The organism is Streptomyces telluris (assembly GCF_024519335.1).
Lineage (GTDB): Bacteria > Actinomycetota > Actinomycetes > Streptomycetales > Streptomycetaceae > Streptomyces > Streptomyces telluris.
In genome coordinates this window covers 291,842-315,397 of the sequence record NZ_JANIID010000004.1, presented here as the reverse complement: position 1 = coordinate 315,397, position 23,556 = coordinate 291,842, and the positions used below count along the sequence as shown (strand labels likewise).

General features: G+C 75.5%; 22 protein-coding genes and 1 pseudogene. 7 read left to right on the top strand and 16 right to left on the bottom strand.

Going from position 1 to position 23,556, the window contains the following annotated elements; translation table 11 throughout:
* Positions 1 to 17 precede the first annotated feature (17 nt).
* The 4 genes from NQU55_RS07495 to NQU55_RS07480 all read left to right on the top strand — a co-directional run bounded on the left by NQU55_RS07495 (position 18) and on the right by NQU55_RS07480 (position 5,529).
* A complete protein-coding gene (locus tag NQU55_RS07495) occupies positions 18 to 1,643 on the top strand; it encodes an FUSC family protein (RefSeq protein ID WP_168091194.1) in 1,626 nt (541 codons plus the stop codon).
* Positions 1,644 to 1,715: 72 nt separating this feature from the next.
* Positions 1,716 to 2,222, top strand: a complete 507-nt coding sequence (locus NQU55_RS07490) for a MarR family winged helix-turn-helix transcriptional regulator (protein WP_058042761.1) — start codon at positions 1,716 to 1,718, stop codon at positions 2,220 to 2,222.
* A 156-nt stretch (positions 2,223 to 2,378) separates the two neighbouring features.
* Positions 2,379 to 4,646 (top strand): heavy metal translocating P-type ATPase, encoded by a 2,268-nt coding sequence (locus NQU55_RS07485; RefSeq protein WP_168091195.1) that lies wholly within the window; start codon positions 2,379 to 2,381, stop codon positions 4,644 to 4,646.
* Positions 4,647 to 4,779: 133 nt separating this feature from the next.
* Positions 4,780 to 5,529 (top strand): polysaccharide deacetylase family protein, encoded by a 750-nt coding sequence (locus NQU55_RS07480; protein WP_168091196.1) that lies wholly within the window; start codon positions 4,780 to 4,782, stop codon positions 5,527 to 5,529.
* Between the two features lie 18 nt (positions 5,530 to 5,547).
* Here NQU55_RS07480 and NQU55_RS07475 read toward each other — a convergent pair whose 3' ends face one another.
* From NQU55_RS07475 to egtA, 10 genes and pseudogenes are all read right to left on the bottom strand, one after another.
* Entirely contained in the window at positions 5,548 to 6,105 is a 558-nt protein-coding gene (locus NQU55_RS07475; protein ID WP_168091197.1) for a hypothetical protein, read from the bottom strand.
* On the bottom strand, positions 6,102 to 7,565 hold the full coding sequence (locus NQU55_RS07470) for an ATP-binding protein (RefSeq protein ID WP_168091208.1): 1,464 nt from the start codon (positions 7,563 to 7,565) through the stop codon (positions 6,102 to 6,104). Before NQU55_RS07470 ends, NQU55_RS07475 begins: the two co-directional genes overlap by 4 nt.
* Before the next feature lie 32 nt (positions 7,566 to 7,597).
* Positions 7,598 to 8,296 (bottom strand): response regulator, encoded by a 699-nt coding sequence (locus NQU55_RS07465; protein ID WP_168091198.1) that lies wholly within the window; start codon positions 8,294 to 8,296, stop codon positions 7,598 to 7,600.
* Positions 8,297 to 8,481: 185 nt separating this feature from the next.
* Positions 8,482 to 8,697, bottom strand: a complete 216-nt coding sequence (locus NQU55_RS07460; protein WP_168091199.1) for a dodecin — start codon at positions 8,695 to 8,697, stop codon at positions 8,482 to 8,484.
* Between the two features lie 89 nt (positions 8,698 to 8,786).
* Positions 8,787 to 9,038, bottom strand: coding sequence for a hypothetical protein (locus tag NQU55_RS07455; protein WP_168091200.1), 252 nt, complete (start codon positions 9,036 to 9,038; stop codon positions 8,787 to 8,789).
* Positions 9,039 to 9,110: 72 nt separating this feature from the next.
* Positions 9,111 to 9,215, bottom strand: a pseudogene (locus NQU55_RS07450) (universal stress protein); the annotation flags it as partial.
* Between the two features lie 52 nt (positions 9,216 to 9,267).
* Positions 9,268 to 10,236 (bottom strand): L-histidine N(alpha)-methyltransferase, encoded by a 969-nt coding sequence (gene egtD / locus NQU55_RS07445; protein ID WP_168091201.1) that lies wholly within the window; start codon positions 10,234 to 10,236, stop codon positions 9,268 to 9,270.
* Positions 10,233 to 10,988 carry an ergothioneine biosynthesis protein EgtC gene (egtC, locus tag NQU55_RS07440; RefSeq protein ID WP_168091202.1) on the bottom strand — a complete coding sequence of 252 codons (756 nt, stop codon included), beginning with the start codon at positions 10,986 to 10,988 and terminating at the stop codon, positions 10,233 to 10,235. The genes egtD and egtC overlap by 4 nt, the downstream gene beginning before the upstream one ends.
* Entirely contained in the window at positions 10,988 to 12,313 is a 1,326-nt protein-coding gene (gene egtB / locus NQU55_RS07435; RefSeq protein WP_168091203.1) for an ergothioneine biosynthesis protein EgtB, read from the bottom strand. The genes egtC and egtB overlap by 1 nt, the downstream gene beginning before the upstream one ends.
* The gene (gene egtA, locus NQU55_RS07430) at positions 12,310 to 13,680 is read right to left on the bottom strand and encodes an ergothioneine biosynthesis glutamate--cysteine ligase EgtA (protein ID WP_168091204.1); all 1,371 of its coding nucleotides are present in this window, start codon (positions 13,678 to 13,680) and stop codon (positions 12,310 to 12,312) included. The genes egtB and egtA overlap by 4 nt, the downstream gene beginning before the upstream one ends.
* Before the next feature lie 95 nt (positions 13,681 to 13,775).
* Here egtA and NQU55_RS07425 point away from each other — a divergent pair, with 95 nt between their 5' ends.
* Positions 13,776 to 15,077 carry a cytochrome P450 gene (locus NQU55_RS07425; RefSeq protein ID WP_256790099.1) on the top strand — a complete coding sequence of 434 codons (1,302 nt, stop codon included), beginning with the start codon at positions 13,776 to 13,778 and terminating at the stop codon, positions 15,075 to 15,077.
* Here NQU55_RS07425 and NQU55_RS07420 read toward each other — a convergent pair.
* From NQU55_RS07420 to NQU55_RS07405, 4 genes are all read right to left on the bottom strand, one after another.
* Entirely contained in the window at positions 15,055 to 15,810 is a 756-nt protein-coding gene (locus NQU55_RS07420) for a bestrophin-like domain (protein WP_168091205.1), read from the bottom strand. The genes NQU55_RS07425 and NQU55_RS07420 overlap by 23 nt on opposite strands.
* A 92-nt stretch (positions 15,811 to 15,902) precedes the next feature.
* Positions 15,903 to 16,694: a hypothetical protein gene (locus tag NQU55_RS07415; protein ID WP_168091175.1), complete on the bottom strand. Its 792-nt coding sequence runs from the start codon at positions 16,692 to 16,694 to the stop codon at positions 15,903 to 15,905.
* Positions 16,695 to 16,872: 178 nt separating this feature from the next.
* Positions 16,873 to 17,667: a crotonase/enoyl-CoA hydratase family protein gene (locus NQU55_RS07410; RefSeq protein ID WP_168093181.1), complete on the bottom strand. Its 795-nt coding sequence runs from the start codon at positions 17,665 to 17,667 to the stop codon at positions 16,873 to 16,875.
* A gap of 11 nt (positions 17,668 to 17,678) precedes the next feature.
* Entirely contained in the window at positions 17,679 to 19,325 is a 1,647-nt protein-coding gene (locus NQU55_RS07405) for an acyl-CoA dehydrogenase family protein (RefSeq protein ID WP_168093170.1), read from the bottom strand.
* Between the two features lie 103 nt (positions 19,326 to 19,428).
* Between NQU55_RS07405 and NQU55_RS07400 the strand changes: the two genes are divergently transcribed.
* Positions 19,429 to 20,235, top strand: a complete 807-nt coding sequence (locus tag NQU55_RS07400) for a PaaX family transcriptional regulator C-terminal domain-containing protein (RefSeq protein ID WP_168093171.1) — start codon at positions 19,429 to 19,431, stop codon at positions 20,233 to 20,235.
* A 171-nt stretch (positions 20,236 to 20,406) separates the two neighbouring features.
* Here NQU55_RS07400 and NQU55_RS07395 read toward each other — a convergent pair whose 3' ends face one another.
* A complete protein-coding gene (locus NQU55_RS07395; protein ID WP_256790087.1) occupies positions 20,407 to 21,732 on the bottom strand; it encodes an NAD(P)/FAD-dependent oxidoreductase in 1,326 nt (441 codons plus the stop codon).
* A 19-nt stretch (positions 21,733 to 21,751) separates the two neighbouring features.
* On the opposite strand from NQU55_RS07395, the gene NQU55_RS07390 reads away from it, so the two are divergent.
* Complete coding sequence (locus tag NQU55_RS07390; RefSeq protein WP_505017569.1) at positions 21,752 to 22,732, top strand: PAS domain-containing protein; 981 nt, start codon at positions 21,752 to 21,754, stop codon at positions 22,730 to 22,732.
* Here NQU55_RS07390 and NQU55_RS36425 read toward each other — a convergent pair.
* Complete coding sequence (locus NQU55_RS36425; RefSeq protein WP_168093174.1) at positions 22,663 to 23,385, bottom strand: (2Fe-2S)-binding protein; 723 nt, start codon at positions 23,383 to 23,385, stop codon at positions 22,663 to 22,665. The genes NQU55_RS07390 and NQU55_RS36425 overlap by 70 nt on opposite strands.
* Positions 23,386 to 23,556 lie beyond the last annotated feature (171 nt).

The window sequence follows — 23,556 nt, the reverse complement described above, 5'->3', positions numbered from 1 at the left end:
TTGCTAATCTTCTTGGCATGCTCAGACGCTCCCCGCTGCCCGGGCCCCTCCGCGCCGCTCTCCGGATCGGCCGGCCCGCGGACATCTGGTACAAGTCGGCCCTGAGCGGTGTCGTGGCGATGGCCGTCCCGTACGCCGCCCTGCTCGCCGCCGACCGGCTGGATCTCGCGCTCTACACCTCGGCCGGAGCCCTGTGCGCGCTCTTCGGCCACGACCGCCCGTACGCGGCGCGCGCCCGTTTCCTCGCCCTGGTGGTGCTCGGCATGACCGCGAGCGTCGGCACGGCCCTGGCCACCGCGGCCCTGGCGCCCTCCCCCGCCGTCCTGGTGGCGGTCGCGGCCGTGCTCGCCGCCGCGCAGAAGACGGCCTGCGACGCCACCCGCACCGGCCCGCCGGGCCACATCATCCTCACCTTCGTCACGGCGTCGGCGTGCTTCGCGCCGCAGCGCGCCGCGGACCTCCCGCTCCACACCGGCCTGACGCTGGCCTGCGGCCTGTGGGCGTGGCTGGTCTGCATGGCGCCCGCCCTCGTCCGCCCGCACGGCCCCGAGCGCATCGCCGCCGCCCGCGCCCTGGAGGCCGCGGCCCGCCTGGCCCGCGCGCACACCGCGGAGGCGGGGGACCCGGCGAACCCTGGGGACGCAGACCGCGCGCGCCACGCCGCCTGGCAGGCGCTGCTGCGCGCTCCCGCGACGGTGCGCGCCCACGTCCACGCCGAGCTCGCCCTCAGGGAGGCGGCCCCCCACGGCCGCGGCGGCCCGGACGCGGGCCGGTCCCCCGCGGCGGGCCCCGCCCCGGCCGGCGGGCCCTGGCAGGCCTGGGCCCTGGAGCTGCGCAAGGGCCGCCCCCTGCCCGGGGAGGCACCTGCCGCCCCCGGCCCGGGCGCGGTGCCGCCCGGACCCCTCCCGCTGCCCCTGCTGCTGCCCACGGGCGCCCGCGTGCTCACCGGTTCCGCCCTGGCCGGCTGGGCCTCGCTCGCCTGCGGCGTCGGCCACCCGTACTGGGCCGTGGTCAGCGCCGCCTCGGTGGTCCAGGCCGGCGGCGCGCCGTCCTGGCAGCGAGCGCTGCAGCGGGTGCTGGGCAACCTCCTCGGCGTCGCGCTCTTCGCCGCGCTGGCGCCCCTCATGCACACCGGCCACGCGGCCATGGTCCTGGCGGTCCTCGTCCTGCTCGCCGGCGCCGAGGCGCTCATCTCCCGCAACTACTGGCTCGGCACGGTCTGCGTCACCCCGATGGCCCTGCTGCTGACCGAATTCGGCGGCAGCCGCCCCGCCGGGGAGCTGGTCGGCGACCGGTGGACCGATACGCTCGTCGGCGCGGCGGCGGGCCTGCTCGCCTGCGCGCTGGTCACCAACCGGCGGGCGGCGGACCGGGTCGACGCCGCCGTGGTCCGGGTGTCCGAGGCGCACGCCGCGGCCCTCGCCGCGTCGGCGGGCGCGGGCGGCCACGAGGCGGACCGCGCCCGCGACCGGCTCGCGGCCGCCCTCGTCGACCTGCGGGAGGCGGCCGACGCCGCGGCCGGCGAATGGCGGCAGCGGACCGGCCCCGGGGAGCGGGTGGCCCGCGCCGAGCACGAGGGCCACCGGGCGCTGGCCTCACTCGCCCGGGGGCGCGCACCGGGCGGCGGCGCGGCGCCGATGTGAGGGCTCCCTCCGGACGGTCACCGGCGGGACGGCAGAATCTACCCGGAGCACCGACTGGAAAGGATCACCAACGTGACCGAGGACATCGTCGCGCGCGTGCTGCGGCAGTGGCAGCAGGTCCACCCCGGACTCGACACCGCGCCGATGGCCGTGATCGGCCGGCTCAACCGCTGCGCGGCGCTGCTCCAGCAGGCCACGGACGCCCCGCTGGTGCGCGAGGGCCTGACGCGGGCCGAGTTCGACATCCTCGGCACCCTGCGGCGCACGGGCCGGGAGCTCACTCCGGGCCAGATCGCACGGGAGACCTTCGCCTCCGGGGCCGCCGTCACCAAGCGGCTGCGGGTGCTCGAAGCGCGCTGCCTGGTCGCCCGCCGCGCCGACGAGCGCGACCGCCGGGTGGCCCACCTGTCGCTGACGGACGAGGGCCGGGAGCTCATCGACCGGCTGATCCCGCACCAGCTGGGCTACGAGAGCGCGCTCCTCGAAGGGCTCGGCGAGGACCGCCGGGCCGATCTCGCCGCGACGCTGGCCGAGCTGCTCGTCCTGCTGGAGGGGCGGCTCGGCGGCCTGCAGCCCTGACCTCCGGCACCCTCCGCACCGCCTGCTTCGGGCCGTACCCCCCAGGGGTACGGCCCGAAGTCGTTCCTTCCCCTTGCGCGCGATACACCCCAGGGGTATACATGGAGGTAGGAGATACCCCCCAGGGGTATGAGGGGAACGGCACGAGGAGCGCGGATGAGCACCACGACGAGCAGTACCACCGGCACGGCCGAGGTCGAACTCACGATCGGCGGCATGACCTGCGCCTCCTGTGCCGCCCGGATCGAGAAGAAGCTCAACCGCATGGAGGGCGTCGAGGCCTCGGTCAACTACGCCACCGAGAAGGCCCGGGTCTTCCACGCCGAGGGCGTCTCGGTGGACGACCTGATCGCCACGGTGGTCGCCACGGGCTACACCGCGGAACCGCCCGCGCCCGCCGAGGCGGCGCCTGCCGGTGCGCAGGAAGCGCAGGCCGCCGGGGAGGGCGACGAGCTGCTCACGCTGCGGCAGCGGCTCATCACGGCCGTGACGCTGGCCGTCCCCGTCGTCCTGCTGGCCATGGTGCCCGCCCTGCAGTTCGAGTACTGGCAGTGGCTGTCGCTGACCCTGACGGCGCCCGTCGTCACGTACGCCGCCTGGCCCTTCCACCGCGCGGCGTTCACCAACGCCCGGCACGGCGCGGCCACCATGGACACCCTGATCTCGGTCGGCACCTCTGCGGCCTTCCTGTGGTCGGTGTGGGCGCTCTTCCTCGGCGACGCCGGCATGCCGGGCATGACGCACTCCTTCGACCTGACGGTCAGCCGCGGCGGCGGCGCGGAGAACATCTACCTGGAGGCGGCCGCGGGCGTCACCGCCTTCATCCTGGCGGGCCGCTACTTCGAGGCCCGCTCCAAGCGCAAGGCCGGGGCCGCGCTGCGGGCCCTGATGGAGCTGGGCGCAAAGGAGGTCACCGTCCTGCGGGGTGGGCGCGAGGAGCGCATCCCCGTCTCCGGCCTGGCCGTGGGCGACCGCTTCCTGGTCCGGCCCGGCGAGAAGATCGCCACCGACGGCACCGTCGTCGAGGGCAGCTCCGCCGTGGACGCCTCGATGCTCACCGGCGAGTCCGTCCCCGTCGAGGTCGGCGTGGGCGACGCGGTCACCGGCGCCACGCTCAACGCCGGCGGCCGCCTCGTGGTCGAGACCGCGCGCGTCGGCTCGGACACCCAGCTGGCCCGGATGGCGAAGCTCGTGGAGGACGCGCAGAACGGCAAGGCCGCGGCCCAGCGCCTCGCCGACCGCATCTCCGCCGTCTTCGTGCCCGTCGTGATCGTCCTCGCGCTCGCGACGCTCGGCTACTGGCTGGCCACCGGGGCGGGCGCGACCGCCGCGTTCACCGCGGCCGTGGCCGTGCTGATCATCGCCTGCCCGTGCGCCCTGGGGCTCGCCACGCCCACCGCCCTGATGGTCGGCACCGGCCGCGGCGCCCAGCTCGGCATCCTCATCAAGGGCCCCGAGGTCCTGGAGAACACCCGCAAGGCCGACACCGTCCTCCTCGACAAGACCGGCACCGTGACCACCGGCCGCATGACCCTGCTCGCCGTCCGCACCGCCGGCGGCGTGAGCGAGAGCGAGACCCTGCGGCTGGCGGGCGCGCTGGAGCACGCCTCGGAGCACCCCATCGCCCGGGCCGTCGCCGCGGGCGCCGCCGAGCGCGTCGGCACGCTGCCCGTGCCGGAGGACTTCGCCGACCTCCCGGGCCTCGGCGTCCAGGGCGTCGTCGAGGGCCACGCCGTCCTCGTCGGCCGGGAGAAGCTGCTCGCGGAGTGGGCCGTGGACCTGCCGGCCGGGCTGCGGGAGGCCAAGGACGCCGCCGAGGCCGCGGGCCGCACGGCCGTCGTCGTCGCCTGGGACGGCGAGGCCCGGGCGGTGCTGGAGGTGGCCGACGCGGTCAAGGACACCAGCGCCGAGGCGATCCGGCGGCTGCGCGCCCTCGGCCTCACGCCCGTCCTGCTCACCGGCGACAACAAGGCCGTCGCCGAAGCCGTCGCCGCCGAGGTCGGCATCGACGAGGTCATCGCCGAGGTCCTGCCGCAGGACAAGGTCGACGTCGTCAAGCGGCTGCAGGCCGAGGGCCGTTCGGTCGCCATGGTCGGCGACGGCGTCAACGACGCGGCCGCCCTCGCCCAGGCCGACCTGGGCCTGGCCATGGGCACCGGCACCGACGCCGCCATCGAGGCCGGCGACCTGACCCTCGTCCGCGGCGACCTGCGCACCGCCGCCGACGCCATCCGCCTCGCCCGGCGGACGCTCGGCACCATCAAGGCCAACCTCTTCTGGGCCTTCGCCTACAACGTGGCGGCCCTGCCGCTGGCGGCCGCGGGACTGCTCAACCCGATGATCGCCGGGGCCGCGATGGCCTTCTCCTCGGTCTTCGTCGTCGGCAACAGCCTGCGGCTGCGGGGCTTCCGCCCCACGAGCTGACGGCGCCCGGCCCCTCGCGGATGAGCCCCCTATGCCGGATACATGAGCAATTCGTAACAGGCGCAACGCTCTTCCCCGCCCCCGCCCTCTCACTCGGTGTAAGGGACACCGAGTGAGAGGGCGGGGCGACGTCATGGCGCTGCCGAAGAAGCACAGGAACCGGATCGCGGCGACGGCAGCGGTCCTCGCGATCGCCGGCGGGACGCTCGCCGTGGCCGTCAACGACCGCGAGAGCGGCAGCACTTCCCGGGCCGCGGACCGGCCCGCCGCCGGCAGGACGGTCAGCCAGGAGATCGAGCACCTGCCGGAGGACTCCGGCAAGGCGGTCAACCTCACGATCGACGACGGCCCGGACCCGGCGTGGACGCCCAAGGTCCTGAACGTGCTGAAGGAGTACGGCGCCAAGGCCACCTTCTGCATGACCGGGCCCAACGCGCAGAAGCACCCGGACCTCGTCAAGCAGGTCGTCGCCGCTGGCCACCGGCTGTGCGACCACTCCATGTCGCACGACACCAGGATGGACAAGAAGCCGGTGGAGTACCAGGAGAAGGAGATCCTGGAGGCCCGGAAACTCATCGAGGAGGCCTCCGGCGGCGAGCCCGTGCGCTACTACCGGGCCCCCGGCGGGGCGTTCACCCCGGACAGCCGGCGCATCGCCGCCGAGCACGGGATGCGCCCGCTCGGCTGGAACGTGGACACCAAGGACTTCGAGCGCCCGGGCGTCCAGAAGATCCTCGACACCGTCCGGCGCGAGCTGGGCAAGGGCCCGACGATCCTCATGCACGACGCCGGCGGCCCGCGCACCCAGACCGTGGAGGCCCTCGGACGGCTGCTGCCCGAGCTCCAGCAGGAGGGGTACGCCTTCAGCTTCCCGCGGACCTGAACGGCGGCCGGGCGGACGTCAGCGGGCGGGGGTGGTGGGGGTGGGCAGCTTGGCCGCGGGGAAGGCCTGGTTGCTGTCGCAGACCAGGTCGGTGATGACGTAACTGCCGCCGCTGAGCTCGACCTTCACGTCGTGGATCTGCCGCCCCCGGGGCACCTCGTTGGCGGCCGCCGTGCAGACGAACTGGCTCCTGGAGACGGGTGTCAGCCGCAGCACGTTGAACGGCATCTGGATGCTCACCCGCAGCGTGCCGGTCGTGACGTGCACCTCGCCGTTCATCTTGGGCAGGTCGGAGTACAGGCCGCGCACCCGCTCCTCCTCGCTCGGCCCCTGCAGCAGCAGGGCGACGGCGTCCTCGGCACCGAGCTTGGCCTTGGCCTGACGGGTCACCTGCGTCACCCCGGTGGGCGACATGAAGTAGAGCTTGGCCTCCGCCGAGTTGACCTCCCCCTGCCGCTTGGCCCCCGTGGCGGGCTGCCCCACGTCGATGACGTCGGTGGTGGTGACGCCGCAGCCCGTGAGCGCCGCGGCCAGCAGGGCGGCCGGCGCGGCGCGGCGTACTCGTCGCGCCGTCACGCCGTCTCGCCCCCGCCCTGCCGCAGCGGCAGATCCACGGTGAACACCGCGCCTCCTCCGGGTCGGTTGGCGGCCCGCACGGTGCCGTCGTGCAACCGTACGTTCTCCAGGGTGATCGCGAGCCCGAGGCCGCTGCCCTCGGAGCGGGCGCGGGCGGAGTCCGCCTTGAAGAACCGCTCGAAGACGTGCGGCAGCACCTCGGGGTCGATGCCCCGGCCGCGGTCCGCGATCTCGATCAGCAGCCTCCGCGCCGTGCCCTCCCCGGCCACCCGGACGGCGACGTCCACCGGTTCGCCGCCGTGCTTGAGGGCGTTGCCGACGAGGTTGGCGACGACGACGTCGATGCGGCGCGGGTCCAGCCGGGCGCGCACGCCCTCGGGCAGATCGGCGGAGACCTTGTCCTGCCAGCCGCGGGCCTGGAGGGTCTTGCGGACGGTCTCGGAGACGTCGACCTCGTCGAGGTGGAGGGCCGCGGCGCCCGCGTCGAAGCGGGAGATCTCCATCAGGTCCTCGACCATCCGCGCGAGCTTGCCGGTCTCCTCGCTGATGAGGCGGACGGCGTAGGCGGTGTCGGGGTCGAGGGAGTCCGCGTCGTCGTCGAGGACGTCGACGACGGCCGTCATGGCGGCCAGCGGCGTGCGCAGCTCGTGCGAGACGTCGGCGGCGAAGCGCCGCGAGTTGGCCTCCATGCGGCGCAGCTCGGCGACGTTCTCCTCCAGGGCCTCGGCCATGTCGTTGAAGGTGCGCGAGAGGTCGGCGAGCTCGTCGCGGCCGGTGACCTTGAGCCGGGTGTCCAGTTCGCCGGCGGCGAGCTTGCGGGAGGCGCGGCGCAGTTCGCGCACGGGCCGCAGCACGCCGCGCGCGGCGATGAGGGCCGGTACGGCGGCCAGGGCGACGGCGGGCAGGGCGCCGCGCTGTGCGGCCTTGACCAGGGCCTGGACGTTCGCCTCGTCCTCGCGGAGCGGCATCTGGGCGTACACCTCCAGGCCGGAGGCCTCGCTGCTGTTGCGGTAGGTGACCGGGAGCCCGATGGCGAGCCAGGGGTCGCCGCCGCTGTCCAGGCGCTGGAAGGCGGGGATGCCCGCGCGGACCTTCTCCTGGACGCCGCGCGGCAGGACCCGGCCGTGGTCGCCGCCGGGCACGAGCCCGCTGCCGCGGTAGCGCACGTACACGGTCCAGCGCTGGGCGCTGCCGGCGGCGTTGAGCCGGTGCTGGAGGTCCTGCAGGGCCTGCTGGGAGAGCGGGAAGGCGTAGTCCGGCACCTGCGAGTTCACCTGGGAGCGCAGGGCCTCGATGGCGGTGTCCTGGGTGCGCTTGAGGATGGCGGTACGGGCCTCGCGGAAGGTCAGCGCCGCCGTGGTGAGCGCGCTGAGCGCGGCGACCAGCAGGAACGCCAGGACGAGGCGGGCGCGCAGGCCGGCCGCGACGGCACGCAGGGACGGCCGGCGCGGAGCCGGCATGCGCAGGGACGGCATGCGCAGGGCGGGCCGCCTCACAGGGGTCCGAAGCGGTAGCCGAAGCCGCGGACGGTCTGGATGTACTTGGGCGACCGGGTGGAGTCCTCGATCTTGGTGCGCAGGCGCATCACGCAGGCGTCCACCAGACGGGCGTCCCCGTGGTAGCTGTGCTCCCACACGTGCTCCAGGAGCTGCTGGCGGCTGAAGACGCGGCCCGGAGTGGCGGACAGGTACAGCAGGAGCTTCAGCTCGGAGGGGGCGAGCGGCAGGTCCTGGCCGTGCTTGGCGACGAGCAGGCCCTTGCGGTCGACGGTCAGGTCGCCGTGGATCTCCACGGGCTGGAGGGAGGCCGGGTCCGGGCCGCCGTCGCCGGGGGCGGCGCGGCGGAGCACGGCGCGGATGCGGGCCTCCAGGACCTCGCCGCGGGCGGGCTTGACGATGTAGTCGTCGGCGCCGGCTTCGAGACCGAGGACGACGTCTATGTCGTCGCCGCGCGCGGTGAGCATGATGATCGGGATCTGCTGGGTGGTGCGGATGCGGCGGCACACCTCGAAGCCGCTGATGTCGGGCAGCATGAGGTCGAGCAGGACGAGGTCGGGCCGGAACGTGTCCATGGCGGCGAGCCCGGCCTCACCGGTCGGCGCGCCCTCCACCTCGTGGCCGCGACGGCGCAGAGTGAGGGTGACGGCGTCCCGTACCGCACGGTCGTCCTCGATCAGCAGTACCCGTGACATGCGGACAGTATCGTTCCCCTCGGCACACTCGTGCGCCGCACGGGCCTCCGAACGGCAGAACTGTCACGGATTGCTCATATTCGCCGGTGCCGGCCGCGGACGCGGCACTCGCGCCGCACGTCGCTTCACCCGTACCGCGCGCGTTGCTCCGTCCGGGTTCTCCGGGCCGGGCCGCCGCAGCGGGCTCAGTCGCCCTCCTCCAGGCGGAAGCCGACCTTCAGGCCCACCTGGTAGTGGCCGATCGCGCCGTCCACGAGGTGTCCCCTGATCTGCGTGACCTCGAACCAGTCGAGGTTGCGCAGGGTCTGGGAGGCCCGGTCGAGGCCGTTGCGGACGGCGTCGTCCACGCCCTTCGGGGAGGAGCCGACGATCTCGGTCACGCGGTAGGTGTGGTGCGTCATGGGCGCTGCTCCAGGGGTGCGGGCCGGTACGGTCCCCACCACCGTGGCTCACCGCGCGCCCGAGCGCGCGGCGAGCGCCCGCACCCGGCTCACGGCAGGTCGACCACCGTGCGCTCGGTCAGGACGTCCGGAACGGCCTCCGCCACGGGCGGGGCGGGCGGGGCGGGCGGGCCCGCGGTGTAGACCGCGAGGAGCTTGCCGGACTCGTCCAGGACGGGGATGTTCCTGGGGATGGCCTCGCCGCCGGACAGGGTCAGGGACAGGACGCCGTCGCGGTCGCTGAGCTCCAGCGTCCCGGACGGCTCGGGAGCCTCCGTCGCTTCCGCTTCCTGGTCGGACATGGCAGGGCCTCCTTGTCGCCGGGCAGCCGCAGCCTACCCCCGCCGTACCGCGGGAACACCCCTGCGAGGCGGCTACGGCACCACGGTGACGGGCCGGCGTCCCGCCTTCACCAGCCGTACCGCGACGGAGCCGACGATGCGGTGGCCGGCGCGCCCGAAGGCGCCGACGGCCACCGCGCCGACCTCGTCGTTCGGTCCGCCGTTCGCATCTGCGTTCACACCGGGAGGGCTAACCGGCGGCGGGCACCGACAGCGACAGGGCGAACCGCCCTTCCTCGTCCGTCCACCAGTGGGTGGTCTCCAGGCCGGCCGCCGCCAGTTCGCCGCGCATCCCCTCCTCGCGGAACTTGGCGGAGATCTCCGTGCGCAGCTCCTCGCCGGCGGCGAAGTTCACGGCGAGGTCGAGCGCGGGGATCTTGGCGACGAGGGCGCCGCGGGCCCGCAGCCGCATCTCGATCCACTCCTGCCGGGGGTCCCACAGGGCGACGTGGTCGAAGTCGTCCGGGTCGAAGTCGGCCTCCAGTTCGCGGTTGATGACGGTGAGGACGTTCTTGTTGAAGGCGGCGGTCACGCCCGCCGCGTCGTCGTAGGCGCGCACGAGCGTGCGCTCGTCCTTGACCAGGTCCGCGCCGAGCAGCAGGGCGTCGCCGGGGGCGAGTTCGGCGCGGACGGCGGCGAAGAAGGCGGATCGTTCCTGCGGGCGCAGGTTGCCGATCGTGCCGCCGAGGAAGGCGAGCAGGCGCGGCGCGGGCGTGGCGGGCAAGTGCAGGCCGTACTGGAAGTCGGCGACGAGGGCGTGCACGGTCAGCTCGGGGTGGTCGGCGAGCAGGCCCTCGGCCGCGCCGGTCAGGGCGCTCTCGCTGACGTCGACGGGCACGTAGTGGTCGAGGGCGGCCAGGGCGCGGATGAGGTGGCGGGTCTTGTCGGAGGAGCCGGAGCCGAGCTCCACGAGGGTACGGGCGCGGGTGGCCGCGGCGATCTCGTCCGCGCGGGCGATGATGATCTCCCGTTCGGCGCGCGTGGGGTAGTACTCGGGCAGGCGGGTGATCTCGTCGAACAGCTCGCTGCCGCGCGCGTCGTAGAACCACTTCGGCGGGAGCTCCTTGGGCGTGCGGGTCAGGCCCGTGGCGACGTCGGCGCGCAGGGCGGCGGCGGTCGCGTCGGCGGGGAGGGTGCGGGTCAGGGCGAACGGGCTCACGGGCAGGGCTCCTTGAGCGGTGACAGGGCGACGCCGGTGCGGGTCGCGGTGAGCAGGGTGCGGTCGGGGACCTCGGTCCAGCGCGGGTCGTCGTCGTAGGGCTCGGAGGCGACGGCCGTGCGGCCGCCGGGGACCGCCAGGTACCACAGGGTGTCCCCCCAGGCGGTGGCGGCGATCGAGGTGCCGTCCGTGAGCAGCAGGTTGAGCCGGGATCCGGGGGCGGCCTCGGCGAGCTCCGCGACCGTGTCGGCCAGTGCGCCGCCGGGGGCGTCACCGCCGCGCAGCCGGTGCTCGACGAGGGCCCACACGAGCGCGGAGTCGCAGCGGGCCGCGAGGCGCAGGAGCGCCTCGGGGGGCAGCAGGGCGGCGAGCGGCGCGGCGGTGTCCGGCCAGCCGGCCACCGCGCCGTTGTGGCTGAAGAGCCAGGGCCCGGCAGTGAAGGGCGCGGCGGCGGCCTCGCCGTCCGCGTCCGCCGCGGTGGCGTCCCGCACGGCGGCGAGCAGGGCGCCGGTGCGCACGACCCGGGCGATGTCGGCGAAGGACAGGTCGGCCCAGACGGGCCCCGCGCGCCGGTAGCGGGCGGGCACGGGGTCGCCTTCGGCGTACCAGCCGACGCCGAAGCCGTCCGCGTTCACCGTGCCGTGGCGCTGCCGCCGCGGCGCCCAGGACTGGCGCACCAGGGAGTGCGGCGGGTCGGCGAGGCTCGCGCCGATGGGCTCCTGCGGGCCCAGGACGGCGATGTGACGGCACATCAGGCGAGCTCGGCGTCGCGTGCGGTGCGGAAGCCGGCGAAGATCTGCCGGCGGACCGGCAGGTCCCAGTTGCGGAAGGTGCCCCGGCAGGCGACGGGGTCCACGGCGAAGGACCCGCCGCGCAGCACCTTGTGGGCGCTGCCGAAGAACACTTCCGAGTACTCCCGGTAGGGGAAGGCCCTGAAGCCCGGGTAGGGCAGGAAGTCGCTGGACGTCCACTCCCACACGTCGCCGATCAACTGCCGGACGCCCAGCGGCGAGGCGCCCTCGGGGTACGCCCCGGCGGGCGCCGGGCGCAGGTGGCGCTGGCCGAGGTTGGCGTGGTCGGGGGTGGGGTCCGCGTCGCCCCACGGATAGCGCAGGGAGCGGCCCCGGCCGGGGTCGTGGCGGGCGGCCTTCTCCCACTCGGCCTCGGTGGGCAGCCGCCGCCCGGCCCACGCGGCGTAGGCCGCGGCCTCGTACCAGCTCACGTGCAGGACCGGCTCGTCGGGCGGTACGGGTTCGACGGTGCCGAAGTGCCGCCGCAGCCAGCCGGAGCCCGAGCGCCGCCAGAACAGCGGGGCCGTCAGCTCGTGGGTGCGGACGTGCCGCCACCCCTCGGGGTGCCACCAGCGCGCGTCCCCGTAGCCGCCGTCCTCGATGAAGCGCAGGTAGGCGGCGTTACTCACAGGCAGCGTGTCGATGAAGAACGACGGCACGAAGCGGTGGTGGGCGGGCCGTTCGTTGTCCAGGGCCCACGGCTCGGCCGAGGTCCCCATCGTGAACGGGCCTGCTTCGACCAGCACCTCCGGCGGCAGCAGCGCGGCGTCCGGCGGGGCGGGCGGCGGCTCGGGCGCGCCGAGCGCGGCCGGGCCGCGGCGCAGCTGGTGGGTGATCAGCATGGTCTCGTCGTGCTGCTGCTCGTGCTGGGCGATCATGCCGAACGCGAAGCCCGACGCGGTCAGCGGGCGGCCGTCGAGCGGGGCCGCCTCCAGCACGTCCAGGACGCGTCCGCGGACGTCGGCGACGTAGCTGCGCGCCTCGGCGGGCGGCAGCAGCGGCAGCGCGGGCCGCGCGGCTCTCGGATGCTCGAACGCGTCGTAGAGCCGGTCCAGTTCGGGGCGCAGCGCCTCGTGCCCGCCCACGGCGCGCAGCAGCCACTGCTCCTCCTGGTTGCCGATGTGGGCCAGGTCCCACACCAGCGGGGACATCAGGGGCGAGTGCTGGGCGGTCAGGTCGCGGTCGTCGACGCAGCCGGTGAGGAGTCCGGTGCGCGCACGGGCGCGGAGCAGGGCGTCCGTGGCGCGCCGGCGGAGGACGTCGGGGTCCGGGCCGGGTGCGGTCATGCGGGGTTCTCCTTGCCGGTGGCGTGGTCCTCGCCGGTGCCCGGGGCCCTGCCGGTGCCCGGGGCCCTGCCGGTGCCCGGGGCCCTGCCGCCGGCCCGGTGCCCGCCGGCGAACCGGTCGAGGAGGTCGTCGGCGGGGCAGCGGCCGCGGTCGACGTACCGCGCGGTGAAGGCGTCGACGGCGTCCAGGATGCGGGGGCCGGCGCCGAGCCGGGGCAGGGCCTCGCGGGCGGCGGCGAAGCAGGTGACGGCGGCGGCGTGCAGCTCGGGGTCGGCCAGGCCGTGGCGGGCGGCGTTGCGCCAGAGCGCGTTGCGGGGCGCGGGCTCCGGGCCCGCCGTGTCCGCGAGGGCCTTCACGGCCCGGTAGGAGGTCTCGGCGGCCACGGGGTCGTCGAAGAGGGCGGCCGTGACGGCCAGCGGCACCAGCCAGCCGTCCTCGCCGGGCTGCGCGTCGATCATGCGCAGCTCCAGGTGGCCCCGGGGCCGCACCGGGGGGAACAGCGTGGTCAGGTGGTAGCCGACGTCGTCGTCGGTGACGGGCCGGGGGTGTCCCGTACGGGTCCAGCCGCGCAGGTCCAGGCCCCAGGGGGGCTCCCACGGGCCCTCGTCGGAGCGCACGCACATGACCCGGGCGTCCAGGGCGTACGCGGCCCACGCCGCCCGCGGGTCGAGGTCCTCGGGCGGGGCCAGGGTGCGGCCGGGATCCATGCGCTCGTAGCAGGCCTGGCGGGTGGAGCGCCAGCCGGTGGGGCGGCCCCCGTCGAGGGGGGAGTTGGCGAACGCGGCGACGAGGACGGCGCCCAGCAGGTGCGCCAGCCGCCAGCGCCGGCCGAAGCCGAGCGGCCCGGGCTCCTCGTGCCCGGCGTCCACGCAGACCTGCACCGAGGCGGTCTTCGTCATCACGGTGCGCCCGGCGGCGCCCCAGTGGTCGTGGAAGTCCTCCATGGCCCGGTAGCGGGGCGTGGCGAGGACGCGGCGCGGAGGGTGCCAGGGGTCCTTGCCGTAGCCGGCGAGGGAGAGGCCGAGGGAGCGGAGCGCGGGGCGGGCCATGGCCAGATCGGCGGAGACTTCCTCCGCACAGGCGGTGAGGGACTCCGCGGGCCGGGAGCTGAACTCCAGCTGGCCGCCGGGCTCGATGGTGATCAGGGATTTCAGGGGCAGCGTCCGCAGCCGGTCGGCGGCGGCCGCCAGAACGCGGGGGGAGACGGGCCGGGAGGGATCCTGCAGGTCGTGGACGAGCCATTCCAGCTCCACGCCGAGGAACCGCGGCGGGCCCGTCTTGAAACAGATCCCGCGGACCAGGGCGTCCGCCTCGGCCTCGTCGACGACGCGGGGCGGACCCGCCCCGTCGAACCTGGTTTCCGTCACTGTCCGTACCTCCGTCCGCCGTACCGGCCGATGGTCACCCCCACATTGTGGCGAGCCCTTGACTCGCCCGCCAGAGGAGGGTCTACGGTCCCCGCGTGACCGTAGAACAGGTGACCGCCGACGTCTTCCTGCCCGGCACCTACGCCCGCGGCGTGCCGTACGCCCGCTTCCGCGAGCTGCGGGAGAAGAGCCCCGTGTGCCGGATCGGCGAGCCGGCCGTCGGCCCCTGGCCGCCGGGCCGGGGCTTCTGGGCGGTCTTCCGGCACGCCGACGTCCAGCACGTCCTGCGCAGCCCGGAGACGTTCTCCTCGCACCTGGGCGCCACCCAGCTGCGCGACCCGGACACCGAGGCGGACCTGCGGTTCGTCCGGACCACGATGCTCAACCAGGACCCGCCCGGCCACGGCCGGCTGCGCCGGATCACCGCCTCGGCCCTCACCCCGCGCGCCGTCCGCGAGCTGGAGGCGGTGATCGAGGCGCGGGCCCGGGCGCTCGTCGGCCGCATCGCGGAACGCGGCGAGGCGGACTTCGTGGAGCTCTCCGCGGAGCTGCCCGTACGCACCCTGGCGCACGTCCTGGGCGTGCCGCAGGAGGACGGGGCGCTGATCCACGACTGGGCGAACCGGATCGTCGGCTACCAGGACGCGGACTACGCGCTGTCGGACACCGCCGCCCGGGAGAAACTCACCCCCATGGGGCGCGCGGCCCTCGCCCGCCGCCCCGCCCCGCGGACCCGCCCCGACGGACGCCCGGTCAACCCCCGCTCGCGCGAGGCGCTGGCCGACATGTTCCACTACGCCCACGCCCTGGCCGAGCGACCGGCGCCCGGCAGCGTGCTGGCGCTGATGCGCGAAGGCGGCCTCACCCGGGACGAGTTCGAGATGATGTTCTTCCTCTTCGCGGTCGCGGGGAGCGAGGCACCCCGCAACGCCTTACCCGGCGGCCTGCTGGCGCTCCTCGACCACCCGGACCAGTTCGCGCTCCTTCGCAGCAGGCCGGAGCTGGTCCCCTCGGCCGTGGAGGAGATGCTGCGCTACTGGCCGCCGGTCATGCACTTCCGGCGCACCGCCGCCCACGACACCGAGCTGGGCGGGCGGCTCATCCGGCGCGGCGAGAAGGTGGCCGTCTTCCACCCGTCCGCCAACCGCGACGAGCGCGTCTTCCCCGACCCGGACCGCTTCGACGTCACCCGCACCCCCAACGACCACGTCAGCTTCGGGTACGGACCGCACTTCTGCCCCGGCGCCCACCTCGCCCGCGCCCAGATGCGCGCGGTGCTGCGGGCCGTCCTGGACCGGCGGCCGGGTCTGGAGCGGGCGGGCGAGCCGGTGCGCCTGACGTCGAACTTCCAGAACGGCCTCAAGCACCTGCCCGTCAGGTGGCGAACAGATCGGTGAACGGCGCGGTGGAATCGCCGACGGAGTGGCCGAAGGGCGAGTTGAAGTCCCAGATCAGGAAGAGCAGGAAGGCGATCAGGGCGCTGTAGAGACCGGCGAGGAGCAGTTCGCGCGGCGAGCGGCGGATCTGCAGCGTGAAGATCAGGCCCACGGCGATCAGCGCGCCCGCGACCAGGCCGAACCACACCACGCCCGGCATGGTGTCGCCCGCGCTCTGCGCCCGGGCGTTGCGCGCGGCGTCCGCGGCCCCGATCTGGTCGAGCAGCGGCTGGTAGGACTGGCCCTCGTGGTCGTTGCGCGGCTCGTACGAGGTGAGGTCCTCGCGCACCTTGTCCAGCAGCATGGCGCCGCGGTCGGTGAGCTCGCCGCGCTTGAGCATCACCGGCCACTCCTTGTGCACCACGTAGCTCACGTAGGTGTTGACGTCCTCGCGCGCCTGGTCCCGGGCCGCCGGCGCGTACGCCTGCACCCGCTCGGTGACCTCGTGCAGCGCCTGGGCCTCGGCACGGACCTGGTCCTGGGCGCTGTTGCGGGCCTCCCAGACGCCGGCGATGGCCAGGCCCAGCACGATGGCGTAGACAACGCCGATCATCATCGTCATGTACTCGATGACGTCGGGCGTCTCGGTCGGGTCGTCGTCCTCGCCGCGCCTGCGCTCCCGGAGCACGGTGATGGTCAGCACGACCGCGCACGCCGCGGCCATGGCGAGGACCAGGACCAGCCACTCGGACAAGGGAAACCTCCGGAAGAGAAGACGAGAGCGGGGGGAACCGGGAACGGGACGGCGGGCGGTACGGAGGACCGCGCCGCCGGGGCGTACGGACGTCAGCCGCGGCGGCCGCCGCCACCGCCGCCCCGCGGCCGCAGCATCGCCGCGGCGAGCACGGCCGGCGTGGTCAGCAGCAGGGTGAGGGTGACCAGGGACGCCCCGCCGTCGGGCGGGGGCGAGGCGGACGCGTGGTAGGCCCGCGGCACGATGTGCGCGGGCGGGGGCGGGACTTCGGGCGCGGGCGGCGGCGCGCTGCGCGGTGCGGCGAGCGGCCGCGGCGCCGGGGGCGGCGGAGGCACGGGCCGGGGCGCCGGAGCGCGCAGCCGCACCGGTGCCGGGCGGGGCGGGGGCGGTGGTGCGGACGTGGGCGGCGCGGGGACGGGCGGCCGCGGGGCGGCCGGGGTGACCGGGCGCGGCACCCGGCCGCATCCGATGACGATCACCGCGGAGGCGGTGCCGGCAACCGCACCGACCCTCAGGCAGCCGGGCCGGTGGTCGATCTCCGCGGCGGCCGCGTCGCCGCCGGGGCCACCGGTCCCGGCACGGACGCGGCCGTGACCGGGGACGCCGCCCGGAACGGGAAGGCCGTGCCGCCCGCGAACGCCGCCGTGCCCCGGAACGCCGCCGGAGCCGGGGTCGTACGTGACGGTGGCGGAGCCCGGGCGGATGCGGGGGACGCCGCGCAGTGCCTCGGCCGCCGGACCGGGCAGGGGACGCTCCCCGCCGGCCCTAACGGGCCCGCCGGGACCGGGATCGTCCCGCGGAGCGGGCCCGGCCGCCCCGGCCGTCGCCACTACGGCCGCGAAGGCCACGATCCCCGCGCGCCCGGCGCGCACCCATCCGCTCACGGGGAGATCCTCGCGGTCGTCCATCCCTCAACTGCCCTGCGAGGGAGCCAATCCCATCGAAGGGGTGAAGAACTGTGTGGTTTATGTGCGGGGGTTCACCCCGCAAGACGGACGAACAGGGCGCACGGCGAGTCTGCCGTACGCCCTGTGTCCACCTTGCCGTCCGAGCCGGGCCCGGTCAGAGCTCCGTGAAGTCCCCGTGCCGGCCCGCGCCCGCGGCGAAGCGCGCGGCGCCCTCGACGGCCCCGGTCAGCGAGGCCCGGCCGTGCGTGAACTCGGCCGCCATCGCCTGCTCTTCGGCGAGGCCCTCCTGATCGAGCACGGAGGCGCGGTCACCACGCAGGCAGCCCTGCGGGAACCGGGCGATCTCCGCGGCCAGTTGCTCCGCGGCGGCGCGGGCCGTGCCCGTGGGGACCACGCGGTTGGCGAGCCCGATCGCGTACGCCTCGGCGGCCGGCACCGGGCGGCCGGTCAGCACCATGTCCATCGCGCGGCTCGTGCCGATCAGCCGGGGCAGGCGGACCGTGCCGCCGTCGACCAGCGGCACGCCCCAGCGGCGGCAGAAGACGCCGAAGACGGCGTCCTCCTCGGCCACGCGCAGGTCGCACCAGAGCGCCAGTTCCAGGCCGCCCGCGACCGCGTACCCGCCGACCGCCGCGATGACGGGCTTCGACAGCCGCATCCGCGTGGGGCCCATCGGGCCGTCCCCGCCGGCCTCCACGCGGTTGCCGGCCTCGATCCGGCTGCCCGGCTCGCCGCTGCTGAACGCCTTCAGGTCGAACCCGGCGCAGAAGGTGCCGCCCTCGCCCCACAGCACCGCGACCAGGGCGCTCTCGTCCGCCTCGAACGCCCGGAAGGCGTCGGCCAGTGCGGTGGCGGTCCGCCCGTCCACGGCGTTGCGGACCTCAGGGCGGGAGAGGATGACGGTGGTGACCGGCCCGCGGCGCTCCGTGCGCACAGTCGCGGCCGGCATCGCGGGCGCGGTCACAGCGCCTCCTTCAGCAGCGCGCGGTCCAGGACCGGCCCGAGGTCCGTGCCCGGCGGCAGGGTGCCGAAGGCGTTGCCCCAGTCCCCGCCCAGCCGGGAGGCGCAGAAGGCGTCCGCGACGGCCGGTGTGCTGTGCCGCACGAGCAGGCTGCCCTGCAGGACGAGCGTCAGCTGCTCGGCCAGGCGGCGGGCCAGGAGCTGGGCGCGGCCGGGGTCGGTGAGCTCCCCGAGCAGGTCCCGCAGGCGCGCGGCGGCCGCGTCGAGCCGGGGGTCCGCGCCCGCCGCCTCGCCGACCTCCGCGAAGTAGGCGTCCAGGGCGGCCGGTTCCTTCGTCAGGGCTCGCAGGACGTCGAGGGCGGCGACGTTGCCCGAGCCCTCCCAGATGGACAGCAGCGGGGCCTCCCGGTAGAGCCGCGGCATGCCGGACTCCTCGACGTAGCCGTTGCCGCCCAGGCATTCGAGGGCCTCGGCGGCGTGGGCGGCTCCGCGCTTGCAGACCCAGTACTTGCCGGCCGCCAGACCCAGCCGGCGCAGCGCCGACTCGGCGGCGTCCCCGGCCTCGGAGCGGTCCAGGGCCGCCGCGAGCCGCATCGCCAGCACGGTCGCGGCCTCGGACTCCACGGCGAGGTCGGCCAGGACGTTGCGCATCAGGGGCTGGTCGATCAGCTCGGCGCCGAACGCCTTGCGGTGCGCGGCGTGGTGCAGGGCCTGCCGCAGCCCGGCCCGCATGCCGGCCGCGGAGCCGATGACGCAGTCGAGCCGGGTCATGTTCACCATCTCGACGATCGTGCGCACCCCGCGCCCGGGCTCGCCGACCGGCCAGGCCACGGCCTGCTCGTACTCGATCTCCGCCGAGGCGTTGGAGCGGTTGCCGAGCTTGTCCTTGAGCCGCTGCAGGCGCATGGCGTTGCGGGTGCCGTCGGGCAGGACGCGCGGCATGAGGAAGCAGGTCAGCCCCTCCGGGGCCTGGGCGAGGACGAGGAAGACGTCGCTCATCGGCGCGGAGGTGAACCACTTGTGGCCGGTGATCACGTACGAGCCGTCGCCCGCGGGCACGGCCGTGGTGGTGTTGGCGCGGACGTCCGAGCCGCCCTGCTTCTCCGTCATCGACATGCCCGCGATCAGGCCCTGCTTGCCGAGCGGCGGGCGCAGCCCGTAGTCGTACGTGCGGGAGGCCAGCAGCGGCTCGTAGGCGGCGGCCAGTGCGGGCTGGGCGCGGAGTGCGGGGACGGCGGCGTACGTCATCGAGACCGGGCAGCCGTGGCCGGGCTCGGCCTGGGCCCACACGTAGAACTTCGCCGCGCGCACCAGGTGGGCGCCGGGGCGGGCCTCGGCCCAGGGGGCGGCGTGCTGGCCGCTCTCCACGGCGGCGGCCATCAGCCGGTGCCAGGAGGGGTGGAACTCGACCTCGTCGACGCGGTGGCCGTAGCGGTCGTGCGTGCGCAGCACCGGGGGGTGCGCCTCGGCCGTGCGGGCCCAGTCCTGCACCTCCTCCGTGCCGGCCCGGGCGCCGAGCTCGCGGACCTCGGCCTCGCCCCACGCTCCGCCGTCGCGGCGCAGCGCCTCCAGCAGGGCGGGGTCGTCGGCGGTGGTGAAGCCGGTCAGGGGCGGGGCCTGGTTGAACACGTCGTGCGTGGCGCTCATGGCGACCTCCGGGCGGGCCGTTCGGCAGGGCGTGGGACGTCGATCGGTATTACAGTTTCATGATGCGTGATGAAAGACTGTAATGGATAGGGTTGGCCCAGCCATGGACGACACCGTTGCCGTTTCCCCCGCCGCTCCCGCCGCTTCTGACGGTCCCGCCGGTTCTGCCGAGCCCGCCGCTCCGGCGCTGCGGCCCCTGACCGCGCGCTCGGTCGTGCTCTCCACCCTCCTCGGGCACCACCCGCCCGCGCTCCCCGCGCGCGCCCTCGTCCGCGTGGGGGAACTGTTCGGGACCGCGGAGGGCACGGTGCGGACGGCCCTGACCCGGATGGTCGCCGCGGGCGACCTGGAGCAGCACGAGGGCGCCTACCGGCTGACCGACCGGCTCCTCGCCCGCCAGGCCCGGCAGGACGACAGCCGCGCGCCCCGCACCCGGCCGTGGGACGGCGGCTGGGAGATCGCCGTCGTCACCCCCGAGCGCCGCAGCGCGGCCGACCGCGCCGCCCTGCGCCAGGCCATGGCGGCGCTCCGCCTCGGCGAACTCCGCGAGGGCTGCTGGATGCGCCCCGCCAACCTCCTGCGGGACCGGCCGCCGGTCGTCACCGCCCAGTGCACGCTGCTGACGGGCGCGCCGGAGGGCGACCCCGCGCGGCTCGCGGCGGCCTTGTGGGACCTGGACGGCTGGGCCTCGCGCGCCCGCTTCCTGGAGTCCGCCCTCCGCGACGACCGCACGGCGGCCCTCGCGGAACGCTTCACGGTCTCGGCCGCGGTCCTGCGGCACCTGCTGTCGGACCCGGTCCTGCCGCGGGAGCTGCTGCCGGCCGACTGGCCCGGGGCGGAACTGCGGCGCCGCTACGAGGCGTTCGACCGCGACTTCCGGGCCCTGCTGCGGCGCCACATCGGCATCTGAGGCGGGTCGGTGCCCGAGTCGGATCGAGGCCTGTACCGGGTCGAGGCCTGTGCCGGGTCGAGGCCTGTGCCGGGCCGGCGCCCGAGGCGTACCGCCCGGCCCGTGGTCTCCGGTCGGCCCCGGGGCAGCACCGTGGACGGGGGGAAAGGCGGTCAGGGGCGGCCGCCGGGGTCACGGCCCGTCGTACGGCGTGCGGGCCACCTCCGGCGTCTCCGTGTCGAGCGGGACGGACCCGGAGCGGACGAGTCCGAGCTGGACGCCCTGGCGCGGCAGGAGCGCGTCGAGGAGCCAGTCGGCGGCGACGCGGATGCGGTTGCCGGGCATGGCCGCCAGGTGGTAGCCGCGGGTGACGGCACTGGCCAGGGGCCCGGAGAGCGGGATGTGCAGCGGGTCGGCCGCGGCCTGGACGCCGCCGAGGTCGACCGTGAAGCCCAGGTCGCGGTGGCGGTAGGGGCGGCGCTCGCCGCGCCCGAAGGAGGCGGCGATGTTGCGGCCGGCGGTCCGGCCCTGGCGCTGGGCGTGCTGGGCGGTCATCGGGGTGTACTCGCCGGGCCGGGTGAGGTCGGGCACGGCCGCGGCGTCGCCGCAGGCGAAGACCTCCGGATGCCCGGGGACGGCCAGGTACTCGTCCACGCACAGCCGCCCCCGCTCGGTGGGCAGGCCGAGCCCGGCGACCAGCGGGTCCGGGCGCACCCCCACGCACCAGACGAGGGAGCGCGTCGGAATGAACTCCCCGTCGTCCAGGTGCGCTCCGTCCCGGGTGGCCTCCTTGACGGACGTGCCCGTACGGACCTCGACGCCGCGGCGGCGCAGCACCCGGTCCGCGGTGCGCGACAGGCGCCGGTCCAGCTCGGGCAGGACCCGCGGGGCGAGGTCCAGGAGCACCCAGCGGGGGCGGGCGCCGGCCTCGCGCAGGGCGCTGTTGCGGCGCACCAGCGAGTCGGTGAACAGCACGCCGTGGGCGGCCACTTCGGTGCCGGTGTACCCCGCTCCGACGACCACGAAGGTCAGCCGGGCGGTCCGCTCCTCCGCATCGGCCGCGGCGGCGGCCAGCTCGGTCTGGCGCACGACGTGGTCGCGCAGGTAGAGGGCCTCGGGCAGGCCGCGGAAGCCGTGGGCGCGCTCGGCGACGCCGGGCACGGGCAGCAGCTTGTTGACGCTGCCCACGGTCAGCAGCAGCCGGTCGTAGGCCAGGGTGCCGCGGTTGCCCTCGGGGTCGGCGTACCCGATGCGCCGGCCGCCGAGGTCGACCGTGTCGACCTGGCCGAGGACGAGCCGGACCCGCGGCAGGGTCCCGGTCAGCGACACCGAGACACGGCGCGGCTCGAGGACGCCGGCCGCGACCTCGGGGAGGAGGGGCAGGTAGAGGAAGTAGTCGTGGGGGTTGACGAGCACGATCTCGGCGGCGCCGCGCGCCGTGCGGGACAGCTCGCGGGCGGCCTGATAGCCGGCGAATCCGGCTCCGACGACGACGATCCGGGCGCGGCTGCTGCTCACTGACGGCTCCTGTGGTCCGGTGTGCCGGGAAGGACGGGCGAGGGGGCGGGGGCAGGAGGTGCGGGGTGCGGAACGCGGGGTGCGGAACGCGGCACTCCTCCGCGTAACCGGCCCGGCCGAGGCCCAAACAAGCGGCCGGGGCCGGGAACCGGACACATCTGCAAGTCGCTTATTCCGGTCGTATACAGAACTGCACGATTGTGCAGTGGTTCGTGGCGTGACGCTCCCGGGCGCGGCCCGCCGGGCAAGCACTGGACAGGCCCTTGGACGGGCACGGGACGAGCGAGGGGCCGGGAACACCGTGGTGAGCGACGAATACATCAGTTGGCGCAATCATTTCCTGCTGCTCCTCGACCGCATCCCGACGCCGATCGCGGTCTGCCGGCCGGACGGCGAGGTCACGGTCGCGAACCCGGCCATGGCCGCCGAGTGGGGCACGTCGCCGGTCCGCCTGCGCGGCCGGAACCTGCACGAGATGTTCCGGCCGCGGCTGCCGGGCCGGCTCGACCGGCACATCGAGGCCCTGCGGCTCGGCCGCCGGCCCCGTCACCCGATCGAGGTGCGCTGGCTGGCGGGCGCGGGGGGCGTCGAACGGGAGGGGGAGCTGCTCGTGGACCCGGTCGGGGACGGCTTCCCGCCGAGCCCGATGCTGCTGGCGGTGCTCCGGGTGCGGGCGGGAGACACCATTCCGCGTCCGGCGGAGCCGGCCGCCGAGGTGAGCGTGGTGGAGGGGCACATCCTGGCGCTGGCCGCCGCGGGGGCGACGACCGCCGCCATCGGCAAGGCGGTCGGGCTGACCGTGGACGGCGTCAACTACCACCTGACCCGGCTCACGCGCCGCTGGCGCGTGCCCAACCGCACGGCGCTGGTGGCCAAGGCGTACGTCCTCGGCGTGCTCTCGACGCGCGAGTGGCCGCCCGCGCCCTCGCCTCAGCGCACCCGCGGCGGCGCGTGCCGCAGCACGCAGTCACCGCACATCCCGCCGGGCAGCACCCGGTAGTACAGACAGCAGGTGCTGCGCACGAAGGACGGCGCGGAGCGCGGCGCGGGGCCCGGGACGAGGGTGCCGGTGCCGTACAGGAGCGGGTCGGCGAGCACGGCGCGGGCCAGGTCCAGGGCGCGGGCCGCGTCCTGCGGGCGGCCCCGGTCGCGGCACCAGGCGTGCAGCACGCGCAGGGAGCCCGCGAGCGATGACGCCGCGTTGCCCCACAGCAGGCGCCCGGAGACCGGGACGACCGTGCGGGTGAGGGCGTGCAGGTCCTGGAGCGGGCCGCGCAGGACGTGCTCGCGGATCGCCGCAGCCGGGTCCCCGGCGGTGCCCGGCAGGGCGGTCGGGCCGGGCAGCCACAGGTCGTCCGGCGCGGTGCGGGCCGGGTGCCAGCGCAGCCGGCCGAGGTCGGGGACCTCGCCGTCGAGCACGGCCGAGCCCAGGGCGACGGACAGCAGCCGCCCGGCGACGCCCTGGTAGGCGACGGACGCGGCCACGCGCCGGTCCTCCGTCCCCAGACGCCCGGCGACGGTCTCCACGCGGGCGCGCACGACCTCCTCGCCCAGCGGCAGGTACTCCCCGCGGGCTCCTCCGAGCGCCTCGGGCGCCTCTTCGGTCCGCAGGGCGAAGAACGGTCCTACGGATGCGAGCCCGGTCAGGCGCATGGGCGGGGCGGTTCCGTTCGGTCGGCTGAGGCGCCGCCCACCGTACACGGGGCATGACAAGGGGGCCACGGTGCCGGGGCGGCCTGGGTGCCGCCGGGGGTGGGGGTCGCCACATCTGGCGCGCGGGGCACCATGACAGCACGTCATGCACTCGCTACCCTCGGCGCTGAC